This is a genomic window from Rhizorhapis sp. SPR117 (assembly GCF_021742065.1).
The window spans coordinates 108,592-132,120 of sequence record NZ_JAKKIE010000004.1 but is presented as its reverse complement, the minus strand read 5'-3'; the positions used below and the strand labels follow the sequence as shown (position 1 = coordinate 132,120).

The window sequence follows — 23,529 nt, the reverse complement described above, 5'->3', positions numbered from 1 at the left end:
TAAGGAGTATGGATTATGACGAAGGCCTCGGACCTCTTCATTCAATGCCTTGAAGAAGAAGGCGTCGAATATGTCTTTGGGGTTCCGGGTGAGGAAAATCTCGATTTTCTTGACAGTCTTTCGCGTTCCAATTCGATCAAACTGATCCTTACCCGTCATGAACAGGGCGCCGGATTCATGGCCGCAACCTATGGCCGTCATACCGGCAAGACGGGCGTGTGCCTTTCCACACTCGGTCCCGGGGCGACCAATCTGGTCACGGCGGCCGCCTATGCGCAGCTGGGCGGCATGCCGATATTGATGATCACGGGTCAAAAGCCGATCAAGAAAAGCAAGCAGGGCCGCTTCCAGATTCTCGATGTCGTCGACATGATGGGACCGATCACCAAATATACGCACCAACTGGCCTCTGCGGACAATATCCCCAGCCGCATCCGCGAGGCCTTCCGCCTTGCCGAACAGGAAAAGCCCGGTGCCGTACATCTGGAATTTCCAGAGGATGTAGCCGACGAACAGACCGACAGTCGCCCACTCAAGCGCAGCCTTTCCCGCCGCCCGACTGCGGAGGCCAAAGGTGTTCGCGCCGCCGTGCATCGGCTGGAAGCCGCAAAATCGCCGATCATGGTCATTGGCGGCGGTGCAAACCGCACGATGACCGGCCGCATGTTGAGCCAGTTCATCGAAAAGACCGGCATTCCATTTGTCACGACACAGCTTGGCAAGGGTGTCGTCGATGAGCACAGCCCCAAATTCCTGGGCTGCGCGGCCCTGTCGGCTGGCGACTTCGTCCATCGGGCCATTGAAGCAGCGGACCTGATCGTCAATGTCGGTCATGACGTGATCGAAAAGCCGCCTTTCTTCATGAAGCAGGGCGGGACAGAGGTTGTCCACGTATCCATGAACCCGGCGGAAGTTGATCCCGTCTATTTCCCGCAGATTGAGGTGATCGGCGACATCGCCAACGCCATCTGGCAGATGAAGGAAGACATCGTTCCTTCAGCCGCGTGGAATTTCGACGCGATGATGCGCGCGCGCAAGGCGGAAGAATTGCACACACAAACGCTGGACGACGACAGGCGTTGCCCCATCTATCCACCCTATCTGGTAAAGGCGGTGCGTCAGGTCATGCCGGCCGACGGCATCATTGCGCTCGACAACGGGGTCTACAAAATATGGTTCGCCCGCAATTACAAGGCGCATGGACCCAACCGGGTGCTGCTGGACAACGCACTGGCCACCATGGGCGCCGGACTGCCGTCCGCCATGGCGTCAGCGATGGTCTATCCTGATCGCAAGGTGATGGCGATCTGCGGCGATGGCGGCTTCATGATGAACAGTCAGGAAATGGAAACAGCGGTTCGCCTTGACCTTAACATCACCGTTCTGATCCTGAACGACAACAGCTATGGCATGATCCGCTGGAAACAGGCCAATATGGGGTTCAAGGATTGGGGCCTGACCTATGGCAATCCCGATTTCGTCAAATATGCCGAAAGCTATGGCGCCACTGGCCATCGCGTGACCAGTGCGGAAATGCTGCCCGGTCTGCTGGAACAATGTCTGAATGCCAAAGGGGTGCAACTGATTGAGTGTCCCGTTGATTATTCCGACAATGACCGGATATTGAATGTCGAAATCAAGGAATTAAGTGCCAAGATATGAACCAGTTGAAGGACATCTATCCGCTTTACCTGAACAACAAGGCGGAACAGCCTAACACCGATCTGGCCGTGACCGACAAGTTCACAGGCAAGGTCGCCTTTCGCTGTGCGCAGGCCGATGCCGCCACCATCGACGCCGGGATTGCCGGTGCGGTCGCAGCAGCCGAACCGATGGCCCGCATGGCCAGCTATGAACGGCAGAATGTCCTGAACCATTGCGTAGCCCGGTTTCGTGAACGTTTCGACGAACTGGCCTATGCTTTGTGCGTCGAAGCAGGCAAACCGATAAAGGATGCCGAAGGCGAAGTTACGCGCCTGATCGACACATTCCGTATCGCCGCCGAGGAATCCGTGCGAATGACGGGCGAGGTGCAACCGCTCGACATATCCCCGCGGGCAAAGGGTTATCAGGGCATGTGGAAGCGCGTGCCCATTGGCCCCTGCTCCTTCATTTCGCCCTTCAACTTTCCGCTGAACCTGGCCGCGCATAAAATTGCACCCGCGCTGGCGGTCGGCTGTCCTTTCGTCATGAAACCAGCGAGCCGGACGCCGCTGGGCGCGATCATTATGGGCGAAATTCTCGCCGAAACCGACCTTCCCAAAGGCGCATTTTCAATCCTGCCAGCCCATCGGGAGGGTGCGGATCTGTTTACCACGGATGACCGGCTCAAGCTGCTTTCCTTCACCGGATCGCCCGATGTCGGCTGGGATTTGAAGGCCCGAGCGGGCAAAAAGAAGGTCGTGCTGGAACTGGGCGGCAACGCAGCCGTCATTATCGACCATGACGCCGATCTGGAAGATGCGCTGGAACGTGTCATTTTCGGCGCCTTCTATCAATCGGGTCAAAGCTGCATCGGTGTTCAGCGGATCATTATCCATGCCGACATTTATGATCGCTTTCGCGGCATGCTGGTCAAACGCGCGGCCAGCCTTGTCGCAGGCGACCCGCACGACCGCGCCACATTCATCGGCCCGATGATTTCCGAAGGCGAAGCCCGCCGCCTTGATGGCTGGATTGCCGAAGCGGTGGAGGGCGGCGCGACCTTGCTTTGCGGGGGCAAGCGGGATGGAGCGATGCTGGAAGCAACCTTGCTGGAAGGCGTCCACCGCGATCGGAAGCTGTTCGCTGAGGAAGCCTTTGGTCCAGCCGCAATCCTGTCGAAATTTACCGATTTCAACGCCGCACTTGATGAAGTGAACGACAGCAAATTCGGTCTGCAGGCGGGCATATTTACCCGTGACTTGTTCAAGGCGCTGGATGCTTGGGACCGGCTGGACGTTGGCGGGGTCGTCATCAATGATGTGCCCAGCTACCGCGTCGATAATATGCCTTATGGCGGGGTCAAGGATTCGGGGCTGGGCCGCGAGGGTATCCGTTTTGCGATGGAAGACATGACCGAGATCCGCAATCTGGTGATCCGGCGGCGTCAGAATCAGTGAACGAAAACAATTAAAATAGGCGGCCCATGGCTTGATCCTACAGGTATAACCCTGCAATAGGATAGCGAAAATCAGGTTCCACGCTGATAACAACGCATTTCGAAAAGGGGGTCGGGGCAAACGCCCTGATAAGAAAGGCGCGATATATGTCCGTCGGGGGAGTCATCGGAAAATCCATCGCCGCATGCGCTGTGGCATTGTTGCTGGTCGCAGCAGCGCTGGCCCTTGTCCTTGGCGCCTCGCCGTCGACGCCGCCCATTAACGCCGCGACGGCAGGCGACCGGAATTCCCATCTGGGCGTAGCATCCTGTGCAGGAACGACGTGCCATGGCCGGATGGAAGCGGATGGCAAGATCGTGCGTCAGGACGAATTGATGCGCTGGCAGGAACCGTCCACACCCGGCGGAGCGCACAGCCGCGCCTTTGCCGTCCTCTCAAATGCACGCGGCCGCCAGATCGCCCGGAACCTGGGCATTGGTGACGCCAGCACCGCACCGATGTGCCTTGGCTGCCATGCTGATCCGGCTCCATCCAGCAAACGCGGCGCGCGGTTCCATTTAAGCGACGGCGTTGGTTGCGAAAGCTGTCATGGCGGGGCGTCACAATGGATTTCCAGCCATTATGCCGTGGGCGCAAACCACGCATCCAACGTCGCCAACGGCATGATCGCCCTCGATAATCCCCGCACCCGCGCATCGGTCTGTCTCGATTGCCATTTCGGCAGCGCCAATGGCGGTCAGTTCGTTACGCACCGGATCATGGCGGCAGGTCATCCGCGCATCAGTTTCGAACTCGACCTGTTTTCCACTTTGCAGCAGCATCATAACGAAGATGCCGATTACGCCGCACGCAAGGGCCGCACGAATAATGTCCGCATGTGGGCGGTGGGACAAAGCATGGCGCTGCAACGCTCGCTGTCGCTCTATACCGACCATGGTATCGGCAATGACGGCGTGTTTCCCGAATTCTATTTCTTCGACTGCCAAAGCTGCCACCGGCGCATTTATGACAGTGACAAGGCGGTACGCACCTTTGTCGAAAATCCGGGCCGACCGATCCCTGGCGGCATGCCGCCCTATAATGACGAGAACATGATCATGCTGTCGGCTGCCGCCAAAGTCGCCGCGCCGGCCATCGCGGCGCGTTTCGATGCTAACAGCCGTGCCTTTCATGCCGCCCTCGCTCGCGATCGCGCATCCGCGGTCGGCGCGGCCAGCACCTTGCGCCAGACCGCAGGGGAATTGACCACCGCATTCAGCAGCGCGAATTTTGGTCCCGCCCAAACCTTTGCCGTCATCGATCTGTTGGCCAGCAATGCCATTTCAGCACGCTTTACTGATTATGAAGGCTCGGTGCAGGCCGTGATGGCCGTTGATACCCTGCTCAACGCTCTGGTCCGTTCGGGGCAGGTAACGGTCGGTGCTGCGGCGGGCATTCGCGCCAATGTCGGGCGGGCCTATGCAGCCGTGAAGGACCCCAACGACTATCGCCCCACCGAATTTCGCGCCGCATTGGGTCAGGCCGCAGCCAGCATCAGAGCGCTCAAATGAGATACCCCGGAAAATTATCCATATTGTTGACCAGTGCGGCCCTGATCCTGTCCTCTTGCGGGGGCGGCGACAGCGGTAGTTCAGGTGGTGGTAGCACACCCACGCCCAGCCCGACGCCCACGCCTTCACAGGTCTATGCCGTGCCTGCTCAGGAATCGCTGTCCATTCCTGATGTCGAGAAAATCATCGCCAATGCGGCGGCTGAGGCACAGGCGCGCAGCCTGCCCGCAGTCATCGCCGTCACCGATCGGGTCGGCAATGTGCTGGCCGTATTCCGCATGACCGGCGCTATGGCCAACGCCACCTCTTCCGCCGCGCCCAATGGCAACAATATCGACGCGCAGAACGTCACTTTCCCCGCCGAAGCAGGCGCCATCGCCAAAGCGATCACCGGCGCCTATCTGTCGAGCGGCGGCAACGCTTTCTCCACCCGCACGGCGAGCATGATCGTGCAGGAACATTTCCCGCCCGCGCCGGGTACGGTGGGTTTGGAAAGCGGCCCTCTGTTCGGCGTGCAATTCAGCCAGCTTCCCTGTTCAGACTTTGCCAGCCGCTTTGTATCCAGTGGCGCAGGCGCGTTGATCGGCCCCAAGCGATCACCGCTCGGTCTAGCCGCTGATCCCGGCGGATTTCCGCTTTACAAAAATGGCGTGGTTGTCGGTGCGATCGGAGTGATGGCGGACGGCGTCTATGGTTCTGATCCCGACGTAACCGACACGGACAATGATCCCGAAGAATATATCGCACTTGCCGGGACACTCGGCTTTGAAGCGCCAACCAGCGTTCGCGCCGACAAAATCTACGTAGACGGCACGCAATTGCGCTATTCCGACGCGCCTTATTCTGGTCTGACGACGACCGGCAATGCCAGCTATGCCGCCACCAACGGAGCGATGGGCGCATTGGTGAGCGTGCGCGGCTATTTCGGTGTGCCAGTACCGATGATCGTGGCGGGCACCGCCTATGGCAGCGAAAATTCCGGCATCCGCCCCGCAACAACGACGGAATTCAGCAACCCGGACGCGTTTGTCCTGACTGACGGGTCAGGCGCCGACCGCTTCCCGATCCGTGGCGGTACCGATAGCGTGACTCAACCTCTCACCGCCGCCGAAGTGCGCGCCGTGATGGAAGAGGCCTTCGCCATCATGAGCCGCGCCCGCGCGCAAATCCGCCAACCGCTCGATAGTCGGGCACAGGTCAGTATTTCTGTCGTTGATACAAACGGTGCCGTGCTGGGCATCGTTCGCTCGCCCGACGCGCCCATTTTCGGCACCGATGTATCCCTGCAAAAAGCGCGCACCGCAGCCTTCTTCTCCGGCCCCAATGCCGCCAGCGATCTACTGGCCGATTCGAGCAGCGATGTACGGGGGTTTGTGCAAAAAGTCCGCACCTTCCTTGATGACCAGACAGCGCTTACCGGCAAAGTCGCCTTTGCCGACCGGTCCGGTGGCAACCTGTCACGGCCCTATTTTCCCGATGGCGAGGTGGGAAGACCCAACGGCCCGCTATCGCGCCCCATCGCGCAGTTCAACCCGTTCTCCACGGGTCTGCAATCCGCGCTCATCATCGATAATCTGGTCGAACATCTGAACTTCGTCACTGGCGCAAGTCCGACCGACACCGATCGGCGCTGCACCAGCATTCCCGACGCCGCTGCGGGGCAGAATCGCCTTCAAAACGGCATTCAGATTTTCCCCGGCTCGGTCCCCATCTATCGCGGCAATGTGCTGATCGGCGGCATCGGCGTGTCGGGCGACGGCATTGATCAGGACGACATGATCAGCTTCCTTGGACTCCATAACGGCGGATCGCGCGTGGGTAGCATCGGCAATGCGCCCACTGGCATTCGCGCCGATAATATCGTGGTTGATTTAGGCGATAAGGATGTTCGCTTGCGCTATGTCAGCTGCCCCTTTGCGCCGTTCCTCGACACGGACCAACAAAACGTGTGCCAGGGACTGTGACGATGCTGGGCGTTTCCCTTCTGGCATTGATGGCCCAATCCATTGATCGTCGTCCCAGTGAAGGTTGGGACCCATCTCTTTCTCCCCAGACGGTATCTCAGGAGGGAAAAGTTATGGACCCCAGCCTTCGCTGGGGCGACGGAGCAGAACTGGCTCAGGCGGAGGCCAACCAGCAACCCGAAATCACCATCCCGGAATCCACCGCCGACGACGCCCTGATCGAAGGCCGCACGCGTCCCGGCTATCAACGCCCTCTGCCCGACCGCATTACGCAGGATAATGAAGGTGCGGTTCGCCCTCCCCCGCCCGAAGCCTTTCCCACCGACGAATTCCCGATCCCCGACCGCTGGCGTCTGATTGAATCACTCGGCGTGGTAAAGGAACGCTGGTTCGATCCCTATCACCAGAATACGCTGAAGGGTGACCGACCCATCGACCGGGCAAAGGTTCCCTGGTTGCCGATCAAAGGCGACGATTGGTTCATCGTGGTGAACGCGGTGAGCGACACCGTCATCGAACCGCGCACCTTCCCCGTTCCCGTTGGTGTGCAGACGACCGAGCGGCCCGGCAGTCTTGATGTATTCGGCAAGGATGCAAGTTACGTCCTGTCACAAACCTTTATCGGCGGCGTGGCGCTCATCAAGGGCGCGACTGCCTTCAAGCCGCCCGATGTCGAATATCGCCTGACGCTGGCTTATAACATCAACCATGTGGATGTGCCCGAGCGGCGCGTCCTGTTCGTGCAGCCGTCGAAACCGAGCCACCGTACCGACCAATTTCTGGGCGTGCAGGAAGCCTTTATCGACTATCACCTGCGCAATACCTCGGACCGCTACGACTTCGAGTCCATCCGCGTCGGCATCCAGCCATTCCAGAGCGATTTCCGCGGCTTCCTGTTCAACGATCAGCAGCTTGGCATCCGGTTCTTCGGCAATCGCGACAATAATCGTTTCCAGTTCAATCTCGGCGCATTCTGGCGGCTGGAAAAGGACACCAACAGCGGCCTCAACAGCGTGGTTCAGCGCCCGCGCGACGATTTCGTATTTATCGCCAACCTCTATCGGCAGGACCTGCCCTTTCCCGGCCTGACGAGTCAGGTGACGGCGGTCTACAACCGCAACCGCGAAGCGGGGCGGATTGAGGTGGACGATAACGGCTTCCCCGTCCGCCCCGCCCTGCTCGGCGATCTGCGCGGACGGGATTACGACGTTGTGTATCTGGGCTACAATGCGGACGGACGGATCGGGCGGATCAACGTCACCGCCTCGCTTTATGGCGCTCTGGGGGAGGACCGCAACAGCTTCTTCACGAGCGAAAAGGCAGACATCCGCGCCTTCTTCGCCGCCGCCGAACTCAGCTACGACCATGACTGGATGCGCTTCCGCGCTTCCGGCCTGTTCGCCAGTGGTGATAGCGATCCCTACGACAATAGCGAAAACGGTTTCGATGCCATATTCGAAAACCCGATCTTCGCGGGCGCGGATACCAGCTACTGGATTCGACAGACCATCCCCTTCGCTGGCGGCGGGCGCGCTATCGGCGTTAACGGCCGCAATGGTATATTGAACAGCCTGCGCTCATCCAAGGAGCAGGGGCAGAGCAATTTCAACAATCCGGGCACCATCCTGCTGGGCGCCGGGGCGGATTTCGATATATTGCCGACGCTGCGCCTGTCGGCCAATGCCAATCACCTCTGGTTCGAAAACACGGCGACGCTGCAAGTGCTGCGGAATGAAGGCAGCATTCCGCGGGACATTGGATGGGATCTGAGCACTGCTGCGATCTGGCGTCCAAAAGCCACGCAAAACATCGTATTCCGCTTGTCCGCTGCGGCGCTTGCACCCGGCGATGGTTTCAGGGACCTCTTCACCAACCGCGACGGGAATGACACTTATTATTCCATCCTCGCCAACGCGATTGTGACATTCTGATGAGGTTCCGTAATCTCTTTTCACTCGTCATTCCCGCGAAGGCGGGAATCCATCCCCTGGCCTTGTGTCTGTGGAGAATGCGGGAAATGGATTCCCGCCTTCGCGGGAATGACGGACTGAAGTTGACGGTATGGGCGCTCCTTGCCCTCTTCCTTCTCATCCCGGCCAGCGCCACGCTTGCCAGTGGCGATGAAAAGCCGGTGCAGCGTACCTACGCCCATGCCGCGCCCGCCCCGATGAGCCAGACCGATGCGGACGTGGTGGCGAAATCATCGGGTTGCTTCAGTTGTCACGTGCAAACCGATCAGCCGAGCATGCACGCAACGCCCGCCGTCAAACTGGGCTGCGTCGATTGCCATGGCGGCGATGCCAGCGTGATGGGTAACGCAAACCTCGCCCATGACGATCCCGCCTATGTCGCCGCGCGCAACAAGGCGCACGTCCTGCCCATGTACCCGGAAAGCTGGCACTTTCCGTCTTCTGCCAATCCCAAGCGCAGCTATGCCCTGCTGAACAAGGAAGCGCCCGAATTCGTCCGTTTCGTCAATCCAAGCGACTATCGCGTTGCGCGGGAAGCATGCGGGTCTTGCCATATCGAAACCATTGAGGCGGCGGAACGCTCGCTGATGGCGTCAGGCGCGATGCTGTGGGGTGGAGCGGCCTATAATAACGGCATCGTGCCGTTCAAAAACTATATTTTCGGTGAAGCCTTCACCAGGGACGGTGAACCGGCGAAGATCGTTTCACCCGGCACGCCGCCCGGCACTGTCACCGAGGAACAGAAAAAGCGCGGCGCGCTGGGGGAACTCTATCCTCTCCCCACTTGGCAGGTTGTCCCACCGGGCGACATTTTCCGCGTGTTCGAACGTGGCGGCCGCAATATTGCAACGCAATTCCCCGAAATCGGCCTGCCCAGCCCAACCGGCTCGATCCAGCGGCTGGAGGAACCGGGCCGCCCCGATCTGAAGCAGTCGAGCCGTGGGCCCGGCACCGGCTTGCGTGTCGCCATTCCGGTGCTCAACATCCACAAGACGCGCCTGAACGACCCCTTTACCTGGTTCATGGGCACCAATGACCAGCCCGGCGATTACCGCCATTCGGGCTGCGCAAGCTGTCATGTCATCTATGCCAACGACCGCGAACCGCGGCACAGCCTGACCTATGCGAAATATGGTCGCGACGGGCAGACAATCACCATCGATCCCACGATCAAGGACAAGATGGCGGGCAAAGCGGCCGGACATGATGACGGTCATGCAGGCGACAGCCACGGCGCGTTGAAAGAACCCGGTATGAAGGAAAGCGGCCATCCGCTGCGCCACGCCTTCACCCGCGCAATCCCGACCAGTCAGTGCATGAATTGCCACATGCATCAGCCCAATATCTTCCTGAACAGCTATCTCGGCTACACCATGTGGGACTATGAATCCGACGCGCCCCATATGTGGCCGGAAAAGCAGAAATACCCAACCGCTGAGGAAGTTTTCAGCGTACTGCAACGCAATCCCGAAGGTGCCTCACCCAAGGGCAAATGGGCGGATCTGGACTTCCTGCGCAATGTCTATGACCTGAACCCTGAACTGAAGGACACGCAGTTCGCCGACTATCACGGTCATGGCTGGAATTTCCGCGCTATCCTGAAGCGCGACCGGGAGGGCAACCTGCTTGACGCCGACGGCAAGCGCGTCGCCAATGACGACCCTGAAAAATGGCGCAAGAAAGGCGAAGGCAAGTTCACACCCCCCGGCGTCAATCCGGGCAAGACCGTGCACATGATGGACATTCACGCCGAAAAGGGCCTGCAATGCGCCGACTGCCATTTCGCGCAGGACGCTCACGGCAATGGCCTGATTTATGGTGAGGTCGCCAATGCGGTGGAAATTGGCTGCAAGGATTGCCACGGCACTGCTGACGCCTATCCGTCCCTGTTGACCTCTGGTCCCGCAGCGCGGCCAGGGGGTAATAACCTTGCCCTGCTCCGCAATCCTGACGGCAAGCGGCGGTTCGAATGGATTTACGATGCCGCCGGAAATCGAACCCTGATCCAGCGTTCCATCGTCGATCCTGATCTGCAATGGGAAATCAGTCTGGTCAAAGACAGCGTGAGCAAGGGCAATCCGCATTTCAATGCCAAGGCGGCACGCGCCAAGCTGATGAGCAAGTCAGGGGCGGAGGACGGCACATTCGCCTTTGGCCCCGGCATCGCCAAGGCCGACCGGGCACATAAAGAAGAAGAGATGGCGTGCTTCACCTGTCACCTGTCATGGACGACGAGTTGCGGCGGGTGTCATTTGCCGATCGAGGCGAACTGGAAGACCAAGGACCATCATTTCGAGGGCGAGGAATCCCGGAATTTTGCGACCTACAACCCACAGGTCGCGCGCGAGGACATGTTCCAGCTCGGCCGTCACATGACCACCAAGGGCAATCAAATCGCGCCGGTCCGGTCCACCTCCGCGCTGGTGCTCTCTTCAACGAACATCAACCGTGAACGCATCTATATCCAGCAACCACCCATCAGTGGGATCGGTTTTTCATCACAGGCCTTTGCCCCGCATTTCCCCCATACGGTGCGCAAAACCGAAACCAAGCAGTGCACTGATTGCCATTTGTCGGCGGACAATGACAACAACGCCATCATGGCGCAGTTGCTGTTGCTTGGCACCAATACTGTGAATTTCGTGGGGCTGCATGCCTGGACCGGGCTGGAAGACGGGTTCGAGGCCGTGCGCATCACCGAATGGGATGAGCCGCAGGCGGTGATCGGCTCCTATCTCCAGAAATATGCCTATCCCGATTACTGGAAACTCCATGTCGATCAGAACAAGCGCGAACTCAAGAACTGGGTGCGCGGCAAGACCTTCGACAAGAAACTGTCGGGCGAGACGCAGGCGCTGGAGGAATTCGCCAACATCACCCAGGGAACCAAGGGTCGCGTCGGTTGCTTGCAGATGCGCGGCGAATATATGTTTCTGGCCGAAGGCAAAGGCGGTTTCCGCGTCTATGACATTGCATCGATCGGCAACAAGGGCTTTTCCGAACGTATTGTGTCGGCGCCCTTCTCTCCGCTGGGTCATGATACGCGCGTCAAAACAAAGAACGCCACCTGCATGGCGCTGGCCACCAACCAGCCAATCAATCCCCTGCGCAACACGTCGGAACTGCGCAAGATCAACCAGGAACAAGCCTTCCATCCCATCTATAATTACGCGGTCGTCACCGACAGCGTGGAAGGCCTGATCCTCGTCAACATCGACACCATGGCCGATGGCGATTTCCAGAATAATTTTCTCAAACGCGCCGTGACATGGAATGAAGATGACGTACTCAAGGGCGCACGTCATATCACGTTGGCGGGACATTTCGCTTATATCACAGCGGACAAGGGCCTTGTCGTTGTCGACCTCGACAACCCGCTCAAACCCCGCCTCGCCGCCGTCCGGCCTCTTGAGGATGCACGCGCTTCCGCTCTGCAATTCCGTTATCTCTGGGTGACGGACAAGGATGGCGTCAAGCTGTTCGACGTGACGAAAATGGACGATCCGGTGGCTGTCCCCTCGGGAACGATCCCGCTCACCAATGCCCGCCGCCTGTATCTGGCCCGCACTTATGCTTATGTCGCCGCCAAGGAAGACGGTCTTGTCATCGTCAACATCACCAATCCATTGAAGCCCAAAATCTATGCCAAAGAGACCTTCGGCGGTCAGTTGAACGATGCCGAGGATGTGATCGTGGCCAGCACCAACGCATCACTGTTCGCTTATGTCGCAGATGGACGAAACGGCTTGAAAGTCCTGCAACTGACCAGCCCGGACAGTCAGCCCAATTTCTATGGCTTCTCACCCGCGCCGAAGCCTGAACTGATCGCCTGGGCCAAAACCCCCAGTCCGGCGCTGGCTCTTTCAAAGGGCCTCGACCGCGACCGCGCGGTGGACGAAACCGGCGGACAGATCGCTGTGTTTGGCCGCCTGGGCTCCCGCCCCTTCACCCGCCCGGAAATGGAGCGGTTGTTCCTCAATTCGCGCGGCATTCCATACAAAGTGCGCGATGACGTGGACATGTCAGGGTGGCGGCCACCGATGCTGCTGGGCAAATAACAGTTTAGGAAAGCGTGCTCGGTTCCAGATCGCGTATGACCTGCTCCACCCGTCGGGCATAATGTTGCGCGATTGCGGCGCAGACGATCAACTGGATCTGATGAAACACCATCAGCGGCAGAATGATCAGACCCACCTGCGCCGGTGCAAACAACGCTCCGGCCATCGGCACACCGCTTGCCAGGCTCTTTTTCGATCCGCAAAAGACGAGCACTGTTTCATCTTCGATCGATAATCCGGCTATTCGTGCACCCATTGTCGTGATGACCAGCACAATGGCCAGCAGCGCGATGCTCAACCCTGCGATCACGGCAAGGTCAAAACCCGAAACGCGATGCCACAAGCCATCGATCACGGCCGCACTGAAAGCTGTATAGACGACCAGCAGGATCGACCCGCGATCGAGCCGCCCCAGAAATATCCGATGCCGGTCAACAAAACCGCCGATCCATGGTCGCATCAGGTGACCAATAATGAAGGGCGCAAGCAACTTCATTGCAATCGACTGGATCGCCTTCAGCAGAAAACCGTCAGCCACGTTCATCTGGCTGTGGATCAAAACGCCAGCAAGCAACGGTGTTAAGAATATGCCCGCGACATTGGAAAGCGAGGCGCTGCACACCGCCGCCGGTACATTGCCCCGCGCCATGGCGGTAAAGGCGATGGAGGATTGTACCGTCGATGGCAGGATACAAAGGAACATCATACCCATCTTGATGCCCGGATCGACAAGACTATCGGGAAGCATTGCTACCGCAAGTCCAAGCAGTGGGAACAGCACAAAGGTGCTCGACAAGGTGGCAAGATGCAGCCGCCACACGGCAAAACCGCCCAATATTGCCTGCCGCGACAGCTTTGCTCCATGCATGAAGAAGAGCAGGACGATGGCCGCTGTTGTTGCCCAGCCAAAAAATATCGCTGCTTGTCCCCGACATGGCAGCAGACTGGCCATCGCCACGGTGGCTATCAGGATAAGCGTGAAAGAGTCAGGACGAAATCGGAACATGAAGCGGGCAACCACGAATTAACGATACGGACAGGGCCTACCAGCTATTCCCGCCCCGGCAAATATGGTCGAACGGAAATGCCGACGCTTCCGAATTGCTTTATTCCGAAGGCGTCTCCCACCGGACGGCGTCCTCTGCCTTGATACCCAACGCCTCTGCCCGGCCACCCGCGATTTCCAGTACCGCAGCGTCAATCTGCCCCGATGATACCGGAACCAGCGAATAGGGTTCGGTATTGGCTGCGATAAAGGAAATCGTCCCGTCCGGCCGAATGAACAGGATGTCGAGTGGAATGACCGTATTCTTCATCCAGAAACTGGCGATCTGTGGCGGATCAAAAGGAAAGAGCATCCCCCCGTCGTCCGGCAGGAATTTACGGAACATCAGGCCCTTTTCCTGTTCCTGCGAAGTGCGGGCGACCTCTATGTTGAACGTGTGCGTCTTGTCCCCTGACTGAATGGTGAGCGTGACCCTGTCCGCTTCTTGCGTCGCATTGGCCTGATCGCTGGAAATCGGTGCCGTGGCGCTGCACGCGGCAAGAAGCAACGTAAAGGCGATCAGGATCGGGCGCACTGAAACATTCTCCTTCATCATGGCCTTGCTCTATCAAGTGCCAGAACATAGGAAAAGATATTGTAAAGAACGAAGACTTTACGGCCACAACTGGCTCAACAGGGGAATAGAGTGAAAGATACTGTACCGACCGGCGCGATTCCCGATAGCGTTGACGCCACTTTGCGGCCCAGTTCCCGGCTCGTTCCCAAAAAATCCCTGCTGTTGCGCTTTGGAAAATATATGCAACCGCGCACCAACAGGTGGATCGCCCGATCTTCCCGTGTTGGGGACAAGCCAATCTTCGATTCCCGGGAATTTCCCTGGGCGGCAAAGCTTGAGGAGCATTGGGAAGAAATTCGCGCAGAGGCGCTCGCCGCACTGGAGGACCTCAACAGCGTTCCGCCGCTCGCCAGCATTTCCCCCGACCATCGCCGCATAGCGCCGGCGGGCCGGTGGCGCTCCTTTTTCCTGGTCGGCTATGGTTATCGGGAAGAGAGCAATTGCGCCATCTGCCCACGCACGGCGGAACTGGTGTCCCATATTCCGGGTCTCAATTCCGCATTTTTCTCGGTGCTTGTGCCCCATACACACCTTCCCACCCATACGGGCGTGTCAAAGGCGTTTCTCACCTGTCATCTGGGCATACAGGTCCCACGCGACGCTGAAAAATGCCGCATGCGCGTTGTGGACACATGGGTTGGCTGGCAGGAAGGCCGCGCTCTGGTTTTCGACGATGTGTTCGAACATGAGGTGCGCAACGACACCGACGAAACACGGATCGTGCTGCTGGTTCAATTCCGGCGGCCTGTCGGTCTGATTGGCAAAGTGGTAGGCGGCCTGTTCATGGAAGGCGTGCGGCGATCACGCTTTGTGCAGGATGCGCGCCGGGGCCTTGCGGAATGGTCAGCGCAGCGAGACGCGAACCGCTAAAGTCCGAACAGCGCCTTTCACTCCACTTCCCCATCCGGAATATGCCCCGGTTCTGCCTGTACAAACCGCCGCGCGGTGTCGAAATCATGGCCTGCGCGCAAAAAGGCGGCGATCTGTTTTTGTTGCATCGCTCGATCGGCAAGCTCGGTTGCGAAAGGACCAATGCGTCGTTTACGGGCAAAAGCCTCGGCAGCCCGCCATTTTTCCTGCACAACCTGCTGGTGCGCGTCCTCACGTTCAGGCTCTTCAATCCCGGCCGCCCGCAGGCTTTCCTCCACCCGTCGGGCGCCGTATCCCCGCCGGGTCAGCGACGCAGCGCGCATCGAAGCGAAACCCGCATCATCGACATAGCCAAGCGCCGCAAATCGTTCGACCAAAGCCTGAATATCCGGCACTTTTTCCTCCCCCCAACCCCGTTCGCGCACTTTTCGCGCCAGATAGGCAGCCAGTTTCGCACGGCTGGTCGCATAACGCCCGGCATAATGCAGCGCCAACTGCTCCAGGCGTTCGCCATTTAGCGGAGCTTTCGGGCGTTTTTGAGGTTCAGTAGTCACGCGCCATGATTATGCCACAGTCGGGCCGGAATTTGAACGCGGCTTGCTGTATAAAAGCGCACACTGGACAGATTGTTCGGGATATCGCAAGTAGAGCGCCCGGGTTTCAGACATATGACAAGGGAGCAACCGAAATTGCAGAATTCCAATGTGATGGTTCGGGAGACCGCTTTGGTCGCCACGCCGACGCATGACGACCTGCCGCGGCGGTTTTCCGATTTCGATACGCTGGGCGCTGCGCTGGATTATGCGGCGAGCGGCGAGCGCGGATTCAACTTCCATGATCCGCGCGGCAATCTTGCACGGCCTTATCCCTTTGCGGAGCTGCGCGATGATGCACTGAAATGCGCGTACAGGTTGATCGCGCATGGCGTGCGGCCACAGGACCGGATCGCGCTGGTCGCGGAAACCGGCCCGGACTTCGCCGCGCTCTTTTTTGGTATCATATACGCTGGTGCATGGCCGGTGCCATTGCCGCTACCGACCAGTTTTGGCGGCAAGGAAAGCTATATCGACCAACTGGTTGTGCAGTTGACGAGCTGCGACCCCAAAATTCTTTTCTATCCTGCCGAACTCGCCGATATGGCGGACGGTGCGGCACAGCTGCGCAAGGTTGAGGGCATCGCGTTTGAGGATTTCATGGCGCGTGAGGCCCATCAATCGCCCCTGCCGCAGGCTGCGACCGACGACATCTGTTATCTGCAATATTCCAGTGGCTCCACCCGTTTTCCACACGGCGTTGCCGTAACGCACCATGCGTTACTGAATAATTTGTCCGCGCACAGTCACGGCATGGAATTGCAGGACAGTGATCGCTGCATCAGTTGGCTGCCATGGTATCATGACATGGGTCTCGTCGGCTGCTTCTTGTCTCCGGTCGCCAACCAGGTGTCGGTCGATTATCTGAAAACAGAGGATTTCGCGCGCCGCCCACTTGCCTGGCTGGACCTTATCAGCCGCAATACGGGCACGTCGATCAGCTATTCGCCAACCTTTGGCTATGACATCTGTGCGCGGCGTATGTCCAGTCAGACCAAGGCGTCTGACCGATTCGACCTGTCCCGTTGGCGTATCGCAGGCAATGGCGCGGACATGATCCGCCCGGATGTGATGCAGGGCTTTGTCGATGCCTTCGCCGATGCGGGCTTCCCGGCTTCGGCCTTCCTGCCGAGCTACGGCCTGGCCGAAGCGACGCTGGCTGTCACCATCATGCCACCGGGCGAGGGCATCGTCATCGAATTGGTCGAGGAAACCGACTTGTCGGGCGGCGAAAGTGCTGGGGATCGCCCGCCGCGCTATCGCGCCATCGTCAATTGCGGCAAGCCCGCCAAGGATATGGTCGTGGAAATCCGCGATGAGGATGGCTCGACCTTGCCCGAAAAGGCAATCGGCAAGGTGTGGACCACCGGGCCATCGATCATGACCGGCTATTTCCGCGATCAGGAAGCGACCGACGCCTGTTTGGTCGATGGATGGCTCGACACCGGCGACATGGGATATATGTCCGGCGGCTATCTCTATATTGTCGGCCGCGCCAAGGACATGATCATCATCAACGGCAAGAATCACTGGCCGCAGGACATCGAATGGGCGGTGGAACAGCTCCCCGGCTTCAAGGCAGGCGACATCGCAGCCTTTTCCATCACCACACCGGGCGGCGAAGAAACACCCGCCGTTCTCGTTCATTGCCGGACCTCCGACAACGAGGAACGCAGCCGTCTGCGCGACGAGATTCGTGACAAGGTCCGCTCGATCACCGGCATGAATTGCGTCGTCGAACTGGTGCCTCCACGCACCCTGCCCCGCACAAGTTCAGGCAAGCTCAGCCGATCGAAAGCGCGCAACCTTTATCTTTCGGGTGAAATTCAGCCCTATGACATTGCAGCCTGATATTTAGCGCGTGATGAGATCAGGTTGAATTCCTGTCCACCGTTGGTGTCGAGTGAAGTCGAGACACATTCGCGTCAGGCCAACGTCCCTCTCCCCTGTGGGGATCGTCGCATAATTTCATTTTACCGTCATCCCCGCGAAGGCGGGGATCCATCTCCTGACCTGACCGCTTGATTTTACGTCGGGAGATGGGTTCCCGCCTTCGCGGGAACGACGAAAATCAGGAAATGCACGAATGATGCAATAGTCCATTCAGGGGGCTATGATGGCGAGCCCAGCCTACTTGTCGCAACGGTATGATTCCCAAACCAGTTCAGGGTGACGATCGTTCAATGTGGCGAACTTCGATTCCACCGCATTAGCAGCAAAAAATCGTCTTGTGCAGGACATCGATTTCACGCCCCTTGGTTACCATTCCCTAACCTCCATCACCTAGACAAGGCGCGTGTCCAGGAAACATGCATCATCTGACGCTGTAACGACGTCCCAAAAGCTGCCCCTGACGGTTCTGATGGGCTTTTCCAGCTCGTCAAACGTAGATATCGAGCGCTTGCGAATAGCCCAGCTGCGGTCGATCAATCACGTAAGCCTGGTCTATTCGCTGCTGATCAGTTTCGCGGTAATTTTCACCATGGGCCTGTTCGTCACTGCGGTCAGCTTGCCTTTCCTGACTTTATGGGGCCTGGTGGCCTTGACCCATGGATTTCTATATTATCGCAGCGGACGCGCCAGAGCGCAGTCGGACTATGCCGATGTTACGTCAGCAACGGTGCTGCGCGACGGCGGCGCTTTATTCATACAAGGGCTGATCTGGGCTATACCACCTGTTATGTTCGCCCGGACCGACGATCCGACGGCCATCATTTCGCTCTGGGCGCTGATGAGTTGCATGATGGTTGGCACGGCGCTTACATATGTCGGAATGCCTCTTTCGACCCTGTTGTTCCTTGCAACCGTAGGAAGTGCGAACGCCTGGATGATGCTGGGCCTTGGGTCGCCGCATGTGGCTGCGGTCGTTGTATGTTATGCATTGCTGCTGCTCGTCACCAGCCTGAAACACGCCCGTTCCTTTGGCACCGAATTGACCGCCACGACCCAGCTTGCCGAAAAGAGCGAGGTCGTCAGCCTGTTGCTGCGTGAATTTGAGGATAGCAGCGCCGATTGGCTATGGCAGACTGACGCGGCGCGACGTGTAACGCATGTATCCTCCCGTTTTGCCCGCGCGCTCGGTATGGAAGCCGCTGATGTCGAGGGCAAGCCATTGCTGCAGATATTTGCCGGCAGCGCTTGGGAATCAGGCAAGTTTTCGCCAACGCTTCACGAATTTGCCGAACGGATCAAACGTCGTGAAAGCTTCTCCAACGTGGTGCTGGAGGTTGAGATTGCCGGGCAAAAGCACTGGTGGGAATTATCGGCCGCACCCAGGCTGGATGAAAAGGGCTCGTTTCAGGGCTTCCGCGGCGTTGGTTCGGACGTGACGAAACAGCGTGAATCATCGGAGAAAATTGCACAGTTGGCGCATTACGATACGCTGACCAATCTTCCAAACCGTCTGCATCTTACCGAGTCACTGTTGTGCGCCTTGCAAGAGATGGAAAAATGGAACTCGCGATGCGGTTTCCTGATGATCGACCTTGATCGGTTCAAAGCGATCAATGACACGCTGGGTCACCCGATTGGCGACCATTTGCTGGCGCGCGTCTCCGAACGACTACGGCATGTATGTTCGACAAATGAAATTTGCGCTCGCATCGGCGGCGACGAATTCGCCGTGGTCATACGTGAAATCCACGATACCGAATATGTTGAACGGCTATCCCTGGAAATCATTGATACGCTGTCACGTCCTTATGAGATTGACCAGCATACCCTGTATATCGGCGCCAGCGTCGGGTCCGCCATTGCACCACGCGATGGCCGCACCCCGGAAACGCTGATCCGCAGCGCCGATCTGGCATTATACCGTTCCAAGGAAGAAGGCGGGGGCCTTCATCATGGTTATGAACCCAAGCTCCATTTACACGCCGAAGAACGCCGTGTGCTGGAAATTGCACTGCGCGAAGCTTTGCAGAAAGAACAGCTTCATGTCGTCTATCAGCCTGTCGTCGATGCCAAGGATGGCCGAATATTGGGCTTTGAAGCGCTGGTGCGGTGGACTCATCCGGAAATGGGCAGCATTTCCCCGGTCAAGTTCATTCCTGTGGCAGAAGATGCGCGTCTGATCGGTCCAATCGGCGAATGGGTCCTGCGTACAGCCTGTAAAGAGGCCAAGAATTGGCCTGAACATATCCGTGTGGCAGTGAACGTGTCCGCCGAACAACTGGGCGACCCGAATTTTGTGACCGCCGTCACTTCTGCGCTCGCTTATGCCGAACTGCCCCCGCACAGGTTGGAACTGGAAGTCACTGAAAGCGTGTTCATGCGCGAAGGTACGGGCGCTGAACAACTGCTCGACCGTATATTGGCGCTGGGCGTCAAACTGTCACTGGATGATTTTGGCACCGGCTATTCTTCATTGGGCTATCTACGCAAGTCACGGTTCAGCACGATCAAGATCGACCGCAGCTTCGTTCAGGGCGCTGCGAAAAACGTGCCGGAAAGCATCGCCATCATCCGCGCCGTTGTCGCCATGGCTGACAGCCTGGGTATGTCCACCACCGCCGAAGGGGTGGAAAATGAAGAAGAAGTCGAAATGATCAATCGTTTGGGATGCCGCAAGATTCAGGGCTATTATTTCGGCCGCCCCATGCCCGCCAGCGAAGCTGTGGCCTTGTTCGGCAATGGCCAACAAAGTGCGGTCGCCTGACGCATCACGCCTGCGTTCGCAGCTTCCGTTCAACCCCGGTCCACAATTTCGTAAAGGCCTTTGCCGCCGGACAATGGGGCTCGAACGTGCCGATGGGTGCCTTGCGAACCGACATTTGTTCGATCGCGCTCGCCATCGGGATGACCGGCCAGTCGGCTTTTTCGTCCAGTGCCGCGCGATGTAATGATCGGCGGCGATCGACCATGGAATAAACCGGCAGGATCGGCGCGTGCTTACCTTTTTGCCGCTCAAGGAAATGGACAACCTCGACCAATGCCCGCTGTGATAGCGGCGCGGGAATGACAGGCACGATGACAATATCCGCCGCGTGCAAAACCTGTTCGCTGGTCTGCGTCAGGCCGGGGGGACAGTCGAGGATGATGCGGTCATAATGTTTCGAAAGGCCGCCCAGCAGCTTGGCGAGCCGCTTTTTCTTGCCCAGTTCGAAAAAGAAATGGTCCAGACCGCGAAGCGATGTGTCGGCCGCCAGTAAATCAACGCCTGCAACACTGGACGGCCGCACCAGCGAGATAGCATCGACATTACGTGCAAAAATCGCCTGCGCCTCGTCCCGCGGCGTCGGCCCATCCGCCAATATATAGGTCGATGCCGCCTGCGGATCGAGATCCCATAACAAAGTACGCCGTTTCGATATGGTAGCAGATGCCCAGGCGAGATTGATCGAGAATGTCGTCTTCCCGACCCCACCCTTCAGGCTGTATATCGCCACCGTCGCCATGCCTGTCTCCTGCCCGGTTTGCACGCTAGGCCAGCGTCGCCGTTTCAGGCAAGGACTTATGGGGAAAGCGCGTCGGTTTCGATTGGATTGCAGGCATTCAACTGGAAATTCACAGAATTTCCATCAATTTTTCCTGCGGACGACAAAAGCGGACGCCTTTGTCGGTTTCAACAAAGGGCCGGTTCACATAGGCCGGTTGGGCAACCATCGCGTCCAGAATTGCATCGTCATCCGCTTGGGGCAGGCCTTTTTCCTCCGCATCCGTGCCGCGCAACCGCAGCGCTTCTGCCGGGGTCATGCCCGCGTCACGAATGATCTGCGCCAACTTGTCCCGGGAATAAGGATTTTTCAGATACTCAATAACCACCAAATCAATGCCCGGTGTATCCTGCAGGATCGCCAGCGTTTTGCGCGATGTACCGCAGGCCGGGTTGTGCCAGATCGTTGCTTTCATGATGCAGGTCCTTCATTTCGGTCAAAGGCGGACAGGCCCCGAAACATGGAAAATTCGGCAACCCCGAAGTTCAGATATTGTCGCGCGCCAGCCATTCCTCCAGCCATTTGATGGTATAATCGCCGTTCTGGAATTCAGGATCGTTAAGCAATGCCTGATGCAGCGGGATGGTCGTTTTCATCCCTTCGATCACATATTCTTCCAGTGCGCGGCGCAAGCGCATCAAACAGCCTTCACGCGTGCGGCCATAGACGATCAGCTTGCCGATCATGCTGTCATAATAAGGCGGCACGCGATAACCTTGATACAGGCCGCTATCGACGCGAACATGCATGCCGCCGGGCACATGGTAGCTGGTAACCGTTCCGGGCGATGGCGCGAACGTCCCGGGGTCTTCGGCATTGATCCGGCATTCGATGGCATGCCCGGAAAAGACGAGATCCTCCTGCGCCACCGAAAGCGGCTTGCCTTCGGCAATGCGGATCTGTTCGCGGACCAGATCGACGCCGGTAATCATCTCCGTAACAGGATGCTCCACCTGCAGCCGGGTGTTCATTTCGATGAAATAGAATTCGCCGTCTTCGTATAGAAACTCTATCGTACCCGCACCGCGATAGCTCATGTCGGCCATCGCCTTGCGGACGATTTCGCCCATGCGCGACCGCTCTGCCGATGAAATGACCGGAGACGGCGCTTCCTCCAGCACTTTCTGATGCCGCCGTTGCAACGAACAATCGCGCTCGCCCAGATGGATGGCATTGCCCTTGCCGTCACCGAACACCTGAAATTCGATATGCCGGGGATTACCCAGATATTTTTCCATATAGACGGTGGCATCGCCAAAGGCAGCTTTCGCCTCCGATCCCGCTTGCTGCATCAGCGTTTCAAGCTGGTCCTCGTCAGGCACCACCTTCATGCCGCGCCCGCCGCCGCCTGACGCCGCCTTGATCAGAACGGGATAACCGATGTCTTTGGCGATCCGCTTGGCCTCGCCAAGGTCGGAAATCGCGCCGTCCGAACCCGGTACAAGCGGCAGGCCGAGTGCGCCCGCAGTGCGCTTCGCTTCCACCTTGTCGCCCATGGTGCGGATATGTTCGGGCTTGGGTCCGATAAAAGCGATGTCGTGCGCTTCCACGATTTCAGCGAACTGCGCATTTTCCGACAGAAAGCCATAGCCCGGATGGATAGCGTCCGCGCCGGAGATTTCTGCCGCTGAAATAATATTGGGAATGTTGAGATAGCTGTCCGTCGCCGCCGGGGGCCCGATGCAGATCGCCTCGTCGGCCAGACGAACATGCATGGCGTCAGCATCGGCGGTTGAATGAACCGCAACCGTCTTGATCCCCATTTCATGCGCCGCGCGGTGGATGCGCAATGCGATTTCGCCCCGATTGGCGATGAGGATTTTTTCAAAACTCATGGCGCGCTTACTCTACGACGACCAATGGCTGGTCGAATTCGACCGGCTGACCATTTTCGACGAGCATCGCCTTGACCGTTCCGGCAACAGGCGCCGTGATCGGGTTCATGACCTTCATGGCCTCCACGATCAACAGCGTATCGCCAGCCTTTACCTGAGCACCGACAGCAATGAAGGGCGCAGCGCCCGGTTCGGGAGTCAGATAGACAGTGCCGACCATCGGGGATTTGACCGCATTGGCCTGCACAGACGCGGCGATCGGCGCATCTGTCGCCGCCGGAACCGAACCGGCTGCAACAGGCGCAGAGGAAGCTGGCGCTACATGATAGGTCGCAGGCGCCGCTTGAAGCGTCCGAGCGACACGAATCCGCCGTTCACCGTCCTGCACCTCAATTTCGCTCAAATTGGCAACGTCCAGCATTTCCGCCAGATCGCGCACCAGCTTCGCATCGACCTGCATTGCGCCCCCTTCATTTTTGTCAGCCATGCATATCCTCGTTGAATAAAGCCTTGTTGCCCCTGCGCCTATTC

At 58.3% G+C, this 23,529-nt stretch carries 16 protein-coding genes; 9 read left to right on the top strand and 7 right to left on the bottom strand.

Annotated features, from left to right (window positions below; all coding sequences use genetic code 11):
* Positions 1 to 15: 15 nt before the first annotated feature.
* From L3X40_RS03160 to L3X40_RS03135, 6 genes are all read left to right on the top strand, one after another.
* The gene (locus L3X40_RS03160; protein ID WP_237364330.1) at positions 16 to 1,662 is read left to right on the top strand and encodes an acetolactate synthase large subunit; all 1,647 of its coding nucleotides are present in this window, start codon (positions 16 to 18) and stop codon (positions 1,660 to 1,662) included.
* Positions 1,659 to 3,101 carry an aldehyde dehydrogenase family protein gene (locus tag L3X40_RS03155; RefSeq protein WP_237364329.1) on the top strand — a complete coding sequence of 481 codons (1,443 nt, stop codon included), beginning with the start codon at positions 1,659 to 1,661 and terminating at the stop codon, positions 3,099 to 3,101. Before L3X40_RS03160 ends, L3X40_RS03155 begins: the two co-directional genes overlap by 4 nt.
* A 146-nt stretch (positions 3,102 to 3,247) precedes the next feature.
* The gene (locus tag L3X40_RS03150; protein WP_237364328.1) at positions 3,248 to 4,651 is read left to right on the top strand and encodes a cytochrome c family protein; all 1,404 of its coding nucleotides are present in this window, start codon (positions 3,248 to 3,250) and stop codon (positions 4,649 to 4,651) included.
* Positions 4,648 to 6,615, top strand: a complete 1,968-nt coding sequence (locus tag L3X40_RS03145) for a heme-binding protein (RefSeq protein WP_237364327.1) — start codon at positions 4,648 to 4,650, stop codon at positions 6,613 to 6,615. Before L3X40_RS03150 ends, L3X40_RS03145 begins: the two co-directional genes overlap by 4 nt.
* 113 nt (positions 6,616 to 6,728) lie before the next feature.
* Positions 6,729 to 8,546, top strand: coding sequence for a hypothetical protein (locus tag L3X40_RS03140; protein WP_237364326.1), 1,818 nt, complete (start codon positions 6,729 to 6,731; stop codon positions 8,544 to 8,546).
* 86 nt (positions 8,547 to 8,632) lie between these two features.
* Entirely contained in the window at positions 8,633 to 12,643 is a 4,011-nt protein-coding gene (locus tag L3X40_RS03135; RefSeq protein WP_237364325.1) for a hypothetical protein, read from the top strand.
* A 4-nt stretch (positions 12,644 to 12,647) separates the two neighbouring features.
* Here the strand turns inward: L3X40_RS03135 and L3X40_RS03130 are convergent, their stop codons facing one another.
* Complete coding sequence (locus L3X40_RS03130) at positions 12,648 to 13,649, bottom strand: bile acid:sodium symporter family protein (protein WP_237364324.1); 1,002 nt, start codon at positions 13,647 to 13,649, stop codon at positions 12,648 to 12,650.
* A gap of 100 nt (positions 13,650 to 13,749) precedes the next feature.
* The gene (locus L3X40_RS03125) at positions 13,750 to 14,244 is read right to left on the bottom strand and encodes a DUF192 domain-containing protein (RefSeq protein ID WP_237364323.1); all 495 of its coding nucleotides are present in this window, start codon (positions 14,242 to 14,244) and stop codon (positions 13,750 to 13,752) included.
* Positions 14,245 to 14,334: 90 nt separating this feature from the next.
* On the opposite strand from L3X40_RS03125, the gene L3X40_RS03120 reads away from it, so the two are divergent.
* Positions 14,335 to 15,135 (top strand): aspartyl/asparaginyl beta-hydroxylase domain-containing protein, encoded by an 801-nt coding sequence (locus L3X40_RS03120; protein WP_237364322.1) that lies wholly within the window; start codon positions 14,335 to 14,337, stop codon positions 15,133 to 15,135.
* A 17-nt stretch (positions 15,136 to 15,152) separates the two neighbouring features.
* Here L3X40_RS03120 and L3X40_RS03115 read toward each other — a convergent pair whose 3' ends face one another.
* Entirely contained in the window at positions 15,153 to 15,689 is a 537-nt protein-coding gene (locus L3X40_RS03115; RefSeq protein ID WP_237364321.1) for a regulatory protein RecX, read from the bottom strand.
* Between the two features lie 153 nt (positions 15,690 to 15,842).
* Between L3X40_RS03115 and L3X40_RS03110 the strand changes: the two genes are divergently transcribed.
* Complete coding sequence (locus L3X40_RS03110; protein WP_237364348.1) at positions 15,843 to 17,579, top strand: fatty acyl-AMP ligase; 1,737 nt, start codon at positions 15,843 to 15,845, stop codon at positions 17,577 to 17,579.
* A gap of 511 nt (positions 17,580 to 18,090) precedes the next feature.
* Positions 18,091 to 20,385: a putative bifunctional diguanylate cyclase/phosphodiesterase gene (locus tag L3X40_RS03105; RefSeq protein ID WP_237364347.1), complete on the top strand. Its 2,295-nt coding sequence runs from the start codon at positions 18,091 to 18,093 to the stop codon at positions 20,383 to 20,385.
* A 4-nt stretch (positions 20,386 to 20,389) separates the two neighbouring features.
* Here L3X40_RS03105 and L3X40_RS03100 read toward each other — a convergent pair whose 3' ends face one another.
* The 4 genes from L3X40_RS03100 to accB form a co-directional block, all read right to left on the bottom strand.
* Positions 20,390 to 21,124 carry a ParA family protein gene (locus tag L3X40_RS03100; RefSeq protein ID WP_237364320.1) on the bottom strand — a complete coding sequence of 245 codons (735 nt, stop codon included), beginning with the start codon at positions 21,122 to 21,124 and terminating at the stop codon, positions 20,390 to 20,392.
* Between the two features lie 109 nt (positions 21,125 to 21,233).
* A complete protein-coding gene (locus tag L3X40_RS03095; protein ID WP_237364319.1) occupies positions 21,234 to 21,578 on the bottom strand; it encodes an arsenate reductase family protein in 345 nt (114 codons plus the stop codon).
* 70 nt (positions 21,579 to 21,648) lie between these two features.
* Positions 21,649 to 22,998: an acetyl-CoA carboxylase biotin carboxylase subunit gene (gene accC / locus L3X40_RS03090; protein ID WP_237364318.1), complete on the bottom strand. Its 1,350-nt coding sequence runs from the start codon at positions 22,996 to 22,998 to the stop codon at positions 21,649 to 21,651.
* A gap of 7 nt (positions 22,999 to 23,005) precedes the next feature.
* Entirely contained in the window at positions 23,006 to 23,485 is a 480-nt protein-coding gene (gene accB, locus L3X40_RS03085) for an acetyl-CoA carboxylase biotin carboxyl carrier protein (protein ID WP_237364317.1), read from the bottom strand.
* Positions 23,486 to 23,529 lie beyond the last annotated feature (44 nt).

What these genes read in the sequence shown, in the direction of transcription:
- L3X40_RS03160 (WP_237364330.1), top strand. Translation starts at nt 16, where the DNA reads ATGACGAAGGCCTCGGACCTCTTCATTCAATGCCTTGAAGAAGAAGGC.
- L3X40_RS03155 (WP_237364329.1), top strand. Translation starts at nt 1,659, where the DNA reads ATGAACCAGTTGAAGGACATCTATCCGCTTTACCTGAACAACAAGGCG.
- L3X40_RS03150 (WP_237364328.1), top strand. Translation starts at nt 3,248, where the DNA reads ATGTCCGTCGGGGGAGTCATCGGAAAATCCATCGCCGCATGCGCTGTG.
- L3X40_RS03145 (WP_237364327.1), top strand. Translation starts at nt 4,648, where the DNA reads ATGAGATACCCCGGAAAATTATCCATATTGTTGACCAGTGCGGCCCTG.
- L3X40_RS03140 (WP_237364326.1), top strand. Translation starts at nt 6,729, where the DNA reads ATGGACCCCAGCCTTCGCTGGGGCGACGGAGCAGAACTGGCTCAGGCG.
- L3X40_RS03135 (WP_237364325.1), top strand. Translation starts at nt 8,633, where the DNA reads ATGGATTCCCGCCTTCGCGGGAATGACGGACTGAAGTTGACGGTATGG.
- L3X40_RS03130 (WP_237364324.1), bottom strand. Translation starts at nt 13,649, where the DNA reads ATGTTCCGATTTCGTCCTGACTCTTTCACGCTTATCCTGATAGCCACC.
- L3X40_RS03125 (WP_237364323.1), bottom strand. Translation starts at nt 14,244, where the DNA reads ATGATGAAGGAGAATGTTTCAGTGCGCCCGATCCTGATCGCCTTTACG.
- L3X40_RS03110 (WP_237364348.1), top strand. Translation starts at nt 15,843, where the DNA reads ATGGTTCGGGAGACCGCTTTGGTCGCCACGCCGACGCATGACGACCTG.
- L3X40_RS03105 (WP_237364347.1), top strand. Translation starts at nt 18,091, where the DNA reads ATGGGCTTTTCCAGCTCGTCAAACGTAGATATCGAGCGCTTGCGAATA.
- L3X40_RS03100 (WP_237364320.1), bottom strand. Translation starts at nt 21,124, where the DNA reads ATGGCGACGGTGGCGATATACAGCCTGAAGGGTGGGGTCGGGAAGACG.
- L3X40_RS03095 (WP_237364319.1), bottom strand. Translation starts at nt 21,578, where the DNA reads ATGAAAGCAACGATCTGGCACAACCCGGCCTGCGGTACATCGCGCAAA.
- accC (WP_237364318.1), bottom strand. Translation starts at nt 22,998, where the DNA reads ATGAGTTTTGAAAAAATCCTCATCGCCAATCGGGGCGAAATCGCATTG.
- accB (WP_237364317.1), bottom strand. Translation starts at nt 23,485, where the DNA reads ATGGCTGACAAAAATGAAGGGGGCGCAATGCAGGTCGATGCGAAGCTG.